This window comes from Nitrosomonas sp. PY1 (assembly GCF_022836435.1).
Classification (GTDB): Bacteria; Pseudomonadota; Gammaproteobacteria; order Burkholderiales; family Nitrosomonadaceae; genus Nitrosomonas.
On the sequence record NZ_BQXC01000001.1, the window covers coordinates 1134655 to 1148367 of the forward strand.

Below are 13713 nucleotides of genomic sequence, written 5' to 3' on the forward strand. Positions count from 1 at the left end.
ATATTATATACAATATAAAAAATACTCTTTGCAAGGAAAAATAAGGGGAGCAAGGAGTGAAAAAAATCGGAGGATTTTTGCTGCTAGCGGTGGCGATTTTTTTTTATGGGAATGTGGAAAGTCAGCCGCTACCTACGAATCCTGCCAGTGCGCCAGCTCAGTCCCAATCATTTTCTGTGAAATCGATTCATATTCAGGGCAATACATTATTACCAGAAAATAAGCTAATGGTATTGATTGCTTATCTTATTGGCGATGACCGCACTCTAAATGATCTTGTGCAAGGAGCGACTACCGTGCAACAAGCTTATCGCGAGGCTGGATATATAGGGGTCATTGCTTTTGTACCTGAACAAAAGCTAGAAAATGGGAATGTCATTATTCAGGTACTAGAAGGGAAAATTGATAAGATAAACATTTCTGGTCTTGCAGAACGCGATGAAATTAATATTCTTAGAAGCCTACCGCATTTAGAGCAAGGAGAAACACCAGTTGCCAGGAATATTGATCGTAATATTCAAATGGCTAATGAGAATCCAACGAAGAAGTTACGAGTTACGTTGGTAGCCGGTGCCAACCCAGGTGGAATCAATGTTGATACTAAGGTAACTGATGAAAGGCCGCTTCGACTTCTTTTTGGGGTCGATAGTGCAGGTACGCCAGGTACAGGGAACTTTAGGACAAACGTTGGGATTCAACACGCGAATTTATGGAATCGTGATCATATCGGTACGTTTCAGTTTCAGACTTCACCCACCGAGCCTAGTCGTGCCCAGATTTATAGCGTAGGTTACCGAATTCCTTTTTATAGCCAATTTGCGGCACTCGATGCATTTTATGCACACTCCAATGTTGAAAGCTTAACCTCAGCTGCCTCGGTTGGCGTCGGTCCATTTGGATTTACCGGTAAAGGTGATGTCGCAGGTTTTCGAGCTCATCGTTTTCTTCCTCGTTTGGGTGAATACGATCACCGTGTCACACTTGGTTGGGATTGGCGGTATTTTAATAATAACTGTACTTTTGGAGGGAATTCTGGCATTGCTGCGTGCGATAGGATTGCTGCAAATGTAACTATCGCACCAGTAAGTTTTGGTTATATCGGTCAAAAAGACGGGCCAATATTTTCTTGGGGGATCAATACCAATATATCCGGTAACTTTGGCGGTAGTAACCAAGCGACTTTTAATGCGGCACGTCTCGATGCAGATAAGCATTATGTTGTATGGCGCTTTTTTGGATTTACTAATTGGAACTTGCCAGCAGGATTTGGTTTGGCAACACGTGTTTTGGCGCAATATAGCCCTCATGCATTGGTTCCTGGGGAACAGTTCGGTATTGGCGGTGGCGGCAGTGCGATGGGTGGTTTCATCAGTGTGCGCGGTTATCGTGAAAGGGAGGTTGTTGGCGATTATGGAACATCCTTTAACATTGAAGGCCTCGGTCCGGACTTTGCTAAATTAGTTAATTCTGAAAGTTTGAATTTACGTCCTCTTGGTTTTTTTGATTTTGGCTGGGTAGGAAACAATTATCACATGCCTTGTAATGCACATGGATCACCCTGCGAACTCGCCAGTGTGGGTGGAGGAATCCGCTTTGCCATTGGTAAAAAATTCTCGGGTCGCTTGGATTTTGGATATGCATTAGTGGATGGAACCCAGAAAGCAGCTGGAACATCACGCGGACACTTGGCAGTTAATTTCCACTATTAAGAAAGACATGATTAAAAATCATAATATAGTATTTATTTGCTATTTGTGGAAAAGGAAATAATTGCTATGGCGCTCAATTACTTTCTAGCACTAGGGATGATTGCGGCTTCATTAATCGGGCATTCATCCATCAGTTATGCGCAATTACCAGTAGATCCATCCATAATTCATGGAGGTGCTGTTTTTGATGCTGTTGGTAATCATATGACGATCACGAATAGTCCCAATACCATACTCGATTGGCAGAGTTTTTCCATCGGTTCTGATAGTAGTGTTTACTTCCAACAACAAGATGCGACCAGTATGGTTCTAAACCGAGTTATCGGTAACGATCCTTCCCATATCTTCGGCAGTCTGGGCAGTAATGGTCATATCTGGTTGATCAATCCTTACGGAGTATTGTTTGGTGAGGATGCGCGTATCGATGCGGCTGGACTAGTTGCTTCAACGATGAATATTGCCAATATCGATTTTCTCGCTAAACACTATCACTTTAACTCGACCGGTATTGCCGGTGAGATAAGAAACCAGGGTGAAATTCGTACCAGTTTAGGGGGACGAGTGTGGTTAATGGGGGATCATATTCAGAATGATGGCTTAGTGCAAACACCCGGCGGCCAAACAGTCGTTGCAGCAGGTAAAAGTGTTGAATTTGTGGATTCCGGTGCGCCAAATGTGGTGGTGCGTGTCAAAGCACCTGAAAATCAGGTGCTCAATTTAGGATCATTAGTAGCATCGAATGGTCAAGTGGATTTGCATGGCAGCATTGTGAATCAAGAAGGTATCGTTCGTGCCAATAGCTTTGGTACCGATGATGCTGGACGCATTGTACTGAAGGCGGATCAGGCAACGTTGGCAAGAAATAGTCAAACCCAAGCTGACCGGGGTTCGGTATATATGGATGTCAGCTCCACTTTGAATAACTGGGGTGTAATCAGCGGTAAAGATATCAACCTTCGTGCCAATGAAATTCTGCAACAAGGTCAGATTACTGCACAAGAAGGGAGCGTGAGTTTGACCGCACAAACTTCAACTTATCTCGGTGGGACAGTCGATGTTTCGAATGCACAAGGTACGGGTGGCAATATACGACTCACTACCCAAAAACTCGAAGGCGTGGCAGGAGGTGCTTTGCGCGCAGATGGCGAGCAAGGTGGGCATATTCGGATTGAAGGCAATGATTCGGTTGCTTTTTCCTCGACGCTGACTGCAATTGGCAATACGCAGGGTGGAATCATCGAAGTGACGGGTGATAGTGTGTATTTGCTCAATGCAGATATTGATGCTTCGGGCGGCACACAAGGTGGTACCGTGCATTTGGGCGGAGGATGGCAAGGCAGCGGTGATTTGCCCCACGCACGCGAAGTATTGGTAGGGGTGGGAAGTGAAATTAAAGCCAATGGCGAGACAGAAATAAATCCTGCTGCCAAAGGCGGCGAAATAGCTGTGTGGTCGACACAAAGTAGCGAACACTATGGTTCACTGCAAGCCAAAGGTGCTGGTCGTATTGGGTTGTTATCCGAAGGAGCGATCCGGAAAACCGGAGACATTCAGAGCGAGGACGGCGCTACTGTATTGTTTGATTCTCAGAGGCTTATTATCACAGATAATCCACCAGATAATCTCATGCTAGTTGATAAAATATTCTCGGAAAGCCATGATGGTCAGCCGAAGTTAGCGAATGGGGACAATTTCGGCGCTTCAGTGGCGGTTGATGGCAATTTATTAGCTGTGGGTGCTCCTGGGGATAGTGGATCTGGCCTGAATCAAGGAGCAGTTTATTTATTTGCTGGTATTGAAGGAGACTCCTCAGGGCTTACATTGCAAAAGAAAATTTCCTCTGTTACAGGTGACACCGGTATGCCGGCGCTAACAGATTCTGATCTTTTTGGTACCGCGGTAGCGCTTGATGGTGGCCGTTTGGCAGTGGGTGCAAGGGGATCAATCATCAATGATGGCAATCATGGAGCTGTGTATTTATTTAATGGTACAGGAACGGATTTTTCCGAACTTACTTGGCGAGACACGATTACTTCCGGCACACACAACATACCTGAATCTGAATTAAAAGAATTTGATTTTTTCGGTACTGCGATAGCACTTGATGGTGACCGCCTGGCGATAGGCGCAGCCGGTGATAGTACGAATGGAAGCAATCGTGGTGCAGTACATTTGTTTACGGGAACAGGGGTGGATTTTACCTGGCGAGACAAGCTCATTCCTGGCAAATACAACATGCCTGCGTCGGCCCTGGCCGATTCCGATTTTTTTGGCTGGTCGGTGGCACTCGATGGCGATCGCTTAGCAGTGGGCGCATTTAATGATAGTACCGGAGGAACCAGTCGCGGTGCAGTACATTTACTTTCAGGTGTGGGGTCTGATTTTTCGGGGCTTACTTGGCAAAGTAAACTTGCTTCTGGTACAAACGGTATGCCTGTTTTAGCTGATTCCGATTTTTTTGGTTGGTCGGTGGCACTCGATGGTGACCGGTTGGCGGTTGGAGCGCTTGGAGATGATCAGGGTGGGAAGGATCATGGTGCTGTGCATTTGCTGACTGTAGGATCAGATTTTTCAAAGCCTACGTGGCAAAACAGAATAGCTCCCACAAATGCAGAAGGCTTTGGCTTGTCGGTAGCGCTTAATGCTGGGCGCATGATTGTGGGAGCGGTAGAAAGTAGCGATGTTAGAGGTGCAGTGTATATATTTAATTCGCCTATTATAGATACTCCCACTAAAGAACAAGCAACAATCGATACTTCGGTGCAAACTGTGAACGCTTCAATATCAGCTACTAAAGCAGTCCTAGATGATGCGATCAATGAAGGCAGAGTGATGGATACAACTTCCATCGCCAACTCACCGGCGGCCAATTTTGGTCGTTTAAATCTGGCGCAAATGAGTATGACTGACATGCAGTACTTAATTAATTTTAGAAGAGAATATAAGGAAAAACTCTTTGCGGATGCGATTTATGAGCTAGAAATGGATCCGACATTATCCGATGTGTTGGTTTGCTCAAGCATAAGCAAGATAGATTCGGATTCTTGTAGAATTTCCGATGCACAGCGCCAGGAAATCAAATCAAAGCTAACAGAAAAACAGCAGCGTAAACCTAAAGGTATGCATAAAGTGCGAATCGCGAGTCTTCCACAGATTGAACGAAAAGTTATTGTACTTTTCGGTATTGATCAATACACAGACAAAACGATTCCATCTCTAGAAAATACAATCTCCGATGCGGAGGCGATAGGTCAATTGTTTGCCGATAAGCTCGGCTACGATGAAATACGTATCGTTAAAAACGCGACCAGAGCTGACATTATCCGGACATTGAATGAGCTCGCGCTGGAATTGGAAATGAATGATAGCGTAGTTGTCTATTACGCTGGCCATGGCTTTGTCAATGAAAAGACAAGAAATGGCTACTGGATTCCATCCGATGCTTCAGCAAAAGATCCAGCAACGTGGATTTCCAACACCAGTGTTTCAGAAATGCTGGGGAGTATTCGTTCGAGGCAAATGGTTATGATTTCGGATAGTTGTTATTCCGGAGCTTTTACTCGAGAACAAAAACTTGACCGTAGTATTCAGGGCCTAAAACCCATCGATATTCTTGGTAGACGGTCGGTGGTGGTGATGTCATCAGGAGGTGATGAACCGGTGGCTGATGAAGGTAGAGGCGGTCATTCAATCTTCGCTTGGTTTTTGATGCAAGCGCTTAACGGTGTGGATAGCTGGAAAGTAGGTACGAAAATTTTTGAACAAGTGCAACATGATGTCAGCAAGAGTTTTCCACAAACTCCACAGTATGGTGCATCTGCCGTTGCAGGGCATGAAAAAGGTGGAGATTATCTGTTTGAATTTAGAAAGTTGGAATAAACGGCAATTTATGACTAATATTGCTAAATAAGGGAATCAAAATGCCAAGCTTACCTGACGATTTTTTTATTCAGAAAGTTATTCTACTGAGCACTGGAGCGCCGAGCACAGTTGCACTGCGTGATGAACTTACTCGGCTCTATGAGCAAAGCGACGACCTAACTCAATTTGAAGCGTATGTTGATGATTTTATCGTGCGCCAGTTTTCTGAATATGGAAATAATGATAGTAATGCAAAACAAGCGTTATTTCATCAGGGTTTTAATATTAACTTAACGGTTCAGAAGATTGATCAATTGACTGCGGATTCATTTCGACAAGGAATTGATTCGTGGCATGAATATTTATCCTATTTGATCAATGAATTAGATAAAAGTGTCGGTAAAATTCTAGATAATCGCGCAACTGCTGCAACTGCCTTTACCGATTTACTCGATGAACGCAATATTGAAGTCAATGTAAATGACCCGCGCGTGCAAGCATGGATAGATCAAGTTGACGCAACAGATGGATCGCTGCAGGTTGCAAGAAATACCCTCGAAGATTTGATAAATCAATTAACTGAGCCGGTTCTTATTGGTAGCGATCCTGCGGATAATGCAGTTGGGGTTCCGGTCAATGCAAACATTGTTTTAACATTTAGCGAAGCGGTGAAGGCGGGCGCTGGGGAAATCGTAATTGAAGGTGACGACGAGAGCAGAATTTCTTTAAACGTAGCAGATTCTGCTCAAGTTATATTTGACGGTAGCATAGTCACGCTCAATCCGAATGAGGATTTGCATTTGAATGTGAATTATAATGTGCAAGTGGCTAGTGGCGTTATTACCGATTTGGCGGGGACTCCATTTGCTGGAACCAGTGACCCCACGGCGTTAAACTTCAGTACAAACGATATTAATCTCCCGACGTTAGTGAGCAGCGATCCTGTGGATAATGCGGTTGGGGTTCCGGTCAATGCAAACATTGTTTTAACATTTAGCGAAGCGGTGAAGGCGGGGATTGGGGAGATTGTAATTGATGGTAATGACGGTCACAGAATTCCTTTAAACGTAGCAGATTCTGCTCAAGTTATATTTGACGGTAGCATGGTCACGCTCAACCCGAATGAGGATTTGAATCCGAATACGGCTTACCAGGTGATAATAGGAAATGGCGCAATTAAAGATTTAAAAGATAATCCCTATGGCGGTTCCAGTGATCTAAATTTTCAGACCACCCCGGGCGTAAACTTTAACTTAACACTTGCTGTCGATAATTTAACCGGCTCTTCAGGCAATGATATTTTTACGAGTGATTTAGCTTCTGACGGAGAATCTTTTGTAAGTACTCTTCAAAATTGGGATGTCCTCAATGGAGGGAATGGTGTAGATACACTGAACGCGACTCTTGGAATACTATTTGGGCCTGTGAATCCATCTTTGACTGATATTGAAATCATTAATTTCCACAATGTTGCAGGTTTCTACAATTTCGAACCGAACAATATTAGTTTTGCTAATACGCGAGGTGCGCAACAGATTTGGAATGATGCGTCAACCGAGTATCTGTCCTATAGTGCAGCTCCAATTGCAGCAACCTTTGGCGTAAGAAATACCCAATCTGCTACGGATATTAATACTTTTGATAATGTGACAGGTAATAATGATCGTTTATTGATAGCTACAGAGAGTGCGGGCAGTGATTCAGTACGCGCTGTTGTTCAATCGTCGACGGATGCTGCAAACATCGAGGCCATGAGTATCGATGCAAGAAGCGGCAACAATTTCATTGATGTTTCGGCATTTACGGCGATTACCGAATTGACGATTACAGGACCGGGAGCATTGAACGCTTCAGTTGGTACAACAGCTCTACGCACAGTGGATGCTGCTGCTAATACGGGTGGTGTGGTGCTGGATCTTTCAACGGCTACTAACGATTTGACGGTGACTGGTGGTTCAGGGAATGATACTTTTACGAGTGATTCCCATGATGTAAATAACCATCAAGATCAAGATGTCTTCGATGGAGGCAATGGTGTAGATACACTGAATGCAACGCTTGGAGATTCAATGTTGCCTAGGAATCCATCATTGACTGATATAGAAATCATTAATTTCCGCAATGTCGGGGCTGAAAACTCTTTCAACCCGAACAGTATTGGTTTTACTAATACGCAAGGTGTGCAACAGATTTGGAATGATGCATCAACAAGCGACTATCTGATCTATGAGGCGGCTCCAATTGCAGCAACTTTTGGCGTAAGAAATACCCAATCTACTACGGATATCAGAGATTTTGATAATGTGACAGGTAATAATGATCGCCTATTGATAGCTACAGAGAGTGCGGGCAGTGATTCAACACGCGCTGTTATTCGATCGTCGACGGATGCTGCAAAGATTGAGGCTATGAGTATTGATGCAAGAAACGGTAACAATTTCATTGATGTTTCGGCATTTACGGCTATTACGGGATTGACAATTACAGGACCGGGAGCATTGAACGCCTCAGTTAGTACAGCAGCCCTAAGCACCGTTGACGCTGCTGCTAATACGGGTGGTGTGGTGCTGGCTCTTTCAACGGCTATTAACAATTTGACGATGACTGGTGGTTCAGGGAATGATACGCTCACCGGCGGTTCAGGTAATGATGTTATTCAAGGCAATGAAGGTAATGATCGGTTACTTGGCGGCGCAGGTAATGATACGCTCACCGGTGGCTTAGGAAATGACTTTTTTGTATTTGATACAACGTTGAATTCAGAAACAAACGTCGATGTTATGACCGATTTCACCGTTGCTGATGATACCGTTCGATTGGAAAATGCTATTTTTGCTCAATTTGTGACAGTAGGTGCTATTGGAACTGATACCTTTGTTTCTGGTCCGGGTGCGGTTGCCTTGGATAGTAACGATTACCTGATTTACGATACCGCGAATGGTAATCTATTTTACGATGCCGATGGTAGTGGTAATGCTGATACTGGTGTTAATGCGCCTCCAGTGAGGTTTGCAGTGTTAACGGGAAGTCCTGTTTTAACAGCAGCTGATTTTGAAGTTATTTAGTTTTTTCGGCCAGCAGGCTCCAAGTAGAGTGTCATGCCAAATATGCGCAAGGTTTGATTTAGGGGGTGGTGCCAAAAATGATCCAAATCCAAATAACCACATACTGCGGTATGCCGCCAGTACGATTACTTTCCGCAGAGTTCGATGAGCTTGACGGCAACATTGGCCGAGCGGAAGGCAACGCGTTGGTATTAAACGATCCAGCTCGAAGTATTTCTAGAATTCACGCATGATAGTGTGTCGCGGTGGAAATTATTTTATCCGCGGGCTAAGGGAGCACGATGCCGGTTTATCTAAACGAGCAACCGCTCATAACCCGAACAATAAGACAAGCAGAGTCCTGCGTCATTAAAATCGGAGCTATCAGGTTCAGTGGTAAAAATGATGTTCCGGAATTAAATTCTTCGCTGCCACCGATGCATGTGTATGAACGGAACCCGCAGTTGAATCACACGCAATAACGCACGGCTCATTGGGTTTGATTTGTTGCAAGTCCGTGCGTTGATAAAGCGTGAAATGCGTGCAGCGCTGTCGGGAATAATCAGGTATTTCAATTCTAATCAATTGGAAAAGTAGTTTGGGCAGAAAACATCGGTCGATTCCGCTTTCTCGTTAAATCGTAAAGCCGATTAGTTGATTTTTGCACATTGCCCAATCTATGGCTAATTGCTAATTGCTAATTGCAATTATTCATCAATACGTGCAGAGTCACGGAATGATCTTTTTTATATATCTTGAAATTGCCAAATTATCTAAAATAGGCGGACCAAAAATAAATGAGGATGCTTGCGATTATTGGTTTAGATCCAATTTGTCGTATTGCGTTTTATCAGATGGATTAAGTGGGCATTTTGGTGGTGAGGTTGCATCGTAATTGGTTATAAGTATATGGGGTGAACGTTTTGCTAAGCAACCGCAATGTAGTGCCAAAGCAATCGAATTGCTTTTAAATGCGACGGACAATGCAATTGTCAGAGAGCAGCAAAAAATATGCGTGCTACTGCTGTGATTCTTATCATCGATACGATAAATCATGTGGCAACATGGGGGCATATTGGCGACTTTCGTTTGTGTTGTTTTCGCAATGGGCGGGTTAATTCACTAATCCGAGATCACAGTATGTCACAAAATATGGTAGATGCAGGATACTTGAAGCCAATGGAACTACGTTCATCACCTACTCGAAATCAATTTACGCAACTTTGGGCAATGGAGATTCTTCTGAAATGGTATTTTCCCGAACGATTTTCCAGTGAAGCGCGGCGATGCCCGGTGAATGGAACTGACACGAATGATGTATTTATATTTACCTGGAGAACTCGATCATGAAAATTAATTCTTTATATGGACTTACTTTAAGCTTACTAATGGCATCGGCAATTCAGGTAAGCGCAGAAGAATTTAAGTTGTTGCATGAGAGTGAAATAAACGAAGCTGCTGTTATTGATGCGCTTGCGCCTGAGAAGAGTGGCCGCACTCGATCGTTCAGGCCAATGGATGATTACTTAGCCCGGCCGCCCAGTGCATCCATGTTAATAACGTTCAATACTAACTCTGCGAATCTCACATTTAGCGCTAAACAAGCACTGGATAAGGTTGGTAGAGCGCTTAATATGGATAAGTTAGCTGAATTTAGCTTTGTTATCGAAGGACATGCCGATCGAAGGGGTTCTTATGAATTAAATCAGCATTTGTCGGAAGAGCGAGCTGCGGCGGTGAGGTATTACCTAATCAGCATGCACGATATTGATCCGACGCGATTAACAGCGATTGGCAAGGGTTATACAGAACCGCTGAATAAAGATAACCCCCTCGCTGAAGAGAATCGTCGTGTAACGATTGTCAGAGTAGTCAAGTAGCGACCTTTGCGCGGTCAAAAGCAGATTTAGCTGTGTGAGATGATATAACTTGTCTTTTAATCATGGGGTTGAGCTAATGCAATGAGTTTTTCTGAAGACGATGTAACCTGCGAATTCAAAAAAGGAATTTCTTGAAGCAGATCGATAATTGATAGACTGGAACGCTATAGATCGAGCTATCGCAATTCATTACGCACCGGTATCGGATGGAACAGGTCGTCCGGCGTATTCGGGATTGCTGTTGTTCAAGATGTTGTTGGTAGGTATCTGGCATGGTGATTTAAGCGATGAATCGATGGAAGATGGCTAATTCTAATTTGCACGTGATACCATCAAGCCGTGCTGGATTTGATCGATAAAGCCGATATTCAGCCGAACCTGGAACCCGTATTCATGCCGACAAAGCTTATTGCAGTCAGAAGCATCGCGATGCTTTGAATTCACGCGACACCAAGAACGGCATTCAAGATAAAGCTACCGAAAATAATCCATTGACACGGCTACAGCTACAGCGAAACAAAGCACATGCTGGGCATATTTTACAGGCTATGGCGTATAACCTGAAAAGATTACCAAGATTGTATGTTGAGAGGCATCTACCACGACAACCACAAGCTAGCTGCGTCTTCTAACAAAGAAGTGGGGCAATAATGTCTTTGCCTCTGGCTTTCTGCAAAAAATTCATCAACATTTCCCAGAATTTCAATATTGCGTTGAATTATTAAGAATCTGCAGCAGAAGTAAGTAGTTTTGCAAAGATCTCTGGAGTTTGAGATTGATTCGGACAATTCATGTGTGTTTTCTCACCGAATAACCACATACTTGGCGTTATTTTATTTTAATTTTAGTGAGAAAGGAGATTTGATATGCCAAGTGTCATCAAAAACGGTGCGAAAGGGGAAGAAGTGAGGCAATTGCAACGATTACTGAATGAGCGCCTCATGCCTAGTGCTAATTTAATCGTTGATGGTGGGTATGGTGCTCACACTGAAGCTGCGGTGCGTTTATATCAAGCTTCAATTGGACTTGGAATTGATGGCGTGGTTGGTCCTCGCACATGGACGGCTTTGAAAACAGGGCATGTAAACAATCCTGCTAAGAATGCTGCTATTCCCAATTCTTTTCCTGAGGCAACGTGGATGGATATAGCTAAGCAAGAAATTGGACAAAAAGAAATAAGTGGTGCACAAAATAATCCTCGTATTATCAGTTATCATGCAACGACGGCCTTGCAAGCTACTAACGATGAAACGGCTTGGTGTTCTTCATTTGTCAATTGGTGTTTGAAACAGGTGAATATAACCGGAACCAATTCCGCTGTTGCTGCAAGTTGGACGAACTGGGGACAATCAGCGCATGCGCTGGGTGGTGCAGTTACTGTTATCCATAATTCTCAAGCTGCAAATAGTAGTTTGACAACTTCAGGTAATCATGTTGGTTTTCTAGTACAAGAGACAGAAACTCATTATTTATTGTTGGGTGGTAATCAAAGTAATCAAGTCAAAATATCGTCTTTTCCAAAATCTTCGTGGCAATTAAAGGGTTTTCGATGGCCAAACTCACAAGAATCTTTCAAAGGAAAGGTTTATATCTATTGATTGCGATACTGCAGTTTTTTATTGTTGTGGATAGTGTTCGTTCCACAGAAGTTGCTGATAGTGGATTTGCTATTTTTTGGACAGAATTCAGGCAGGCTGTAATCGATAATGACAAAAATAAGATTGATGCGTTGACCTATTTTCCATTTGAAGTGCGTGGCGTTGATGACAGTGATGCCATTCAATCATTGGATGAGAAAATGTTCAGTAATATTTATGAGCGTCTGATTGCTCAAATGATTCATTTCCCCATAGGGAATCAGATGGTTGCAAAACCCATGCGCGAATTAATTTATGAAACTAGCAGTATTTTTCTTGAAGATGCAGGGAATTATAAGTCGGTACGATTTCAACAATTTGAGTTTGAACGTAAGAACGGGCAATGGCGTTTTGTTCGTGCTTTTTTAGAGGAATGACCACTTTTTTGTAAAAACTGGTAAATTTATGTAACTGTGATGGAAACAACTTCGGATTCCACTAAAACCAGCATACTTCACATTAATTTAGTAAAATTATTCTGGGCTTCTTTAATATCAATAAGGAAAAATAATGACACCGGAGCAACTTAATAATCAATACAAAATTACCGATCAATTAGAAATTATTGCGGGTAAGGGTGGACTGCCAATGATTCGGATTAGAAGTACAAAAGCTCAAGCATTGATTTCTATTTATGCGGGGCAAGTTTTATCATTTCAACCGAACGGGGAATCCGATGATGTCATGTTTCTAAGTAGTAAGGCTTATTATCAGGATAGTAAAGCAATTAAGGGAGGAGCGCCCATTTGCTGGCCCTGGTTTGGTGCTGACCCTGAAGGTAAAGGTCGTCCAGGCCATGGATTCGTGCGTAACCGACTATGGAATGTTGTTGCTACCGAAGCCTTAGGTAATGGCGACATCAAAATTACATTGGGTTTAGACGATACGCCCGAGACGCAAGTAATCTGGCCTCATGCCTTTAGCTTGAGGCTAGAAATTATTGTTGGTAATAGCTTAACGCTAACACTGATCACTCACAACACTGGTAAAGAAAAATTTTCTATTACGCAGGCATTTCATACTTATTTTAAAGTAGGCGATATTGCTCAAGCGAAGGTTCTGGGTTTGGAGGGCTGTGATTATATCGATAAAGCTGGCGGCGGTAGTGCGCAGAAACATCAATCTGGGGCAGTGACGATCGAATCAGAAGTAGATCGTATTTATTTAAATGTTGGCAATATCTTAACTATTAACGATAGCGCATTGCAACGCCGTATTCAAATTACTTCGCAAAGTAGTAAAACCGCAGTTGTTTGGAATCCTTGGGAGAAGATCGCCAAAGACATGGCCGATCTGGAGGATACGGATTATCAACGCCTGTTGTGTGTTGAAACCACCAATGCGGCGAATGATATTGTTGATGTCGCACCAGGCGGTAAATGCCAACTGATTGCAAACTATCAGATTATACGCAGCTGAACATCAAGGATTAGCACGATCAAATTAAAAAATTCAATTAGCCAGGTTTAATCTTATTAACAAAGGATTCATGCGGTCTCGCGACTATCTGGAACGTAATCACATACACTTCGGGCAAGCCGCCGGAACATACATCGGCCAGGCCATGAATCCTATTCATTTT

General features: G+C 43.2%; 13 protein-coding genes. 11 read left to right on the top strand and 2 right to left on the bottom strand.

Translation table 11 applies throughout. From position 1 onward, the window contains the following. Positions 1-56 precede the first annotated feature (56 nt). The 4 genes from W03_RS05375 (at position 57) to W03_RS05390 (ending at position 8868) form a co-directional block, all read left to right on the top strand. Positions 57-1709, top strand: coding sequence for a ShlB/FhaC/HecB family hemolysin secretion/activation protein (locus W03_RS05375; protein WP_244071994.1), 1653 nt, complete (start codon positions 57-59; stop codon positions 1707-1709). Between the two features lie 66 nt (positions 1710-1775). After that, entirely contained in the window at positions 1776-5588 is a 3813-nt protein-coding gene (locus tag W03_RS05380) for a caspase family protein (RefSeq protein ID WP_244071995.1), read from the top strand. Between the two features lie 41 nt (positions 5589-5629). Further along, a complete protein-coding gene (locus tag W03_RS05385) occupies positions 5630-8635 on the top strand; it encodes an Ig-like domain-containing protein (RefSeq protein WP_244071996.1) in 3006 nt (1001 codons plus the stop codon). Between the two features lie 77 nt (positions 8636-8712). Next, a complete protein-coding gene (locus W03_RS05390; RefSeq protein ID WP_244071997.1) occupies positions 8713-8868 on the top strand; it encodes a hypothetical protein in 156 nt (51 codons plus the stop codon). Between the two features lie 136 nt (positions 8869-9004). On the opposite strand, the gene W03_RS05395 is transcribed toward W03_RS05390, so the two are convergent. Then, positions 9005-9199 (bottom strand): hypothetical protein, encoded by a 195-nt coding sequence (locus W03_RS05395; protein ID WP_244071998.1) that lies wholly within the window; start codon positions 9197-9199, stop codon positions 9005-9007. A gap of 426 nt (positions 9200-9625) precedes the next feature. On the opposite strand from W03_RS05395, the gene W03_RS05400 reads away from it, so the two are divergent. The 7 genes from W03_RS05400 to W03_RS05430 all read left to right on the top strand — a co-directional run bounded on the left by W03_RS05400 (position 9626) and on the right by W03_RS05430 (position 13550). Beyond that, positions 9626-9964, top strand: coding sequence for a hypothetical protein (locus W03_RS05400; protein WP_244071999.1), 339 nt, complete (start codon positions 9626-9628; stop codon positions 9962-9964). Next, complete coding sequence (locus W03_RS05405; RefSeq protein ID WP_244072000.1) at positions 9961-10494, top strand: OmpA family protein; 534 nt, start codon at positions 9961-9963, stop codon at positions 10492-10494. The genes W03_RS05400 and W03_RS05405 overlap by 4 nt, the downstream gene beginning before the upstream one ends. 148 nt (positions 10495-10642) lie before the next feature. Next, a complete protein-coding gene (locus tag W03_RS05410) occupies positions 10643-10804 on the top strand; it encodes a hypothetical protein (protein WP_244072001.1) in 162 nt (53 codons plus the stop codon). 124 nt (positions 10805-10928) lie between these two features. After that, entirely contained in the window at positions 10929-11126 is a 198-nt protein-coding gene (locus W03_RS05415) for a hypothetical protein (protein WP_244072002.1), read from the top strand. A 234-nt stretch (positions 11127-11360) separates the two neighbouring features. After that, a complete protein-coding gene (locus W03_RS05420; RefSeq protein WP_244072003.1) occupies positions 11361-12092 on the top strand; it encodes a TIGR02594 family protein in 732 nt (243 codons plus the stop codon). Then, a complete protein-coding gene (locus tag W03_RS05425) occupies positions 12089-12508 on the top strand; it encodes a hypothetical protein (RefSeq protein ID WP_244072004.1) in 420 nt (139 codons plus the stop codon). The genes W03_RS05420 and W03_RS05425 overlap by 4 nt, the downstream gene beginning before the upstream one ends. Positions 12509-12641: 133 nt before the next feature. Then, positions 12642-13550 (top strand): D-hexose-6-phosphate mutarotase, encoded by a 909-nt coding sequence (locus W03_RS05430; RefSeq protein ID WP_244072005.1) that lies wholly within the window; start codon positions 12642-12644, stop codon positions 13548-13550. Between the two features lie 37 nt (positions 13551-13587). Here the strand turns inward: W03_RS05430 and W03_RS13365 are convergent, their stop codons facing one another. Further along, on the bottom strand, positions 13588-13710 hold the full coding sequence (locus tag W03_RS13365) for a hypothetical protein (RefSeq protein WP_279600011.1): 123 nt from the start codon (positions 13708-13710) through the stop codon (positions 13588-13590). Positions 13711-13713 lie beyond the last annotated feature (3 nt).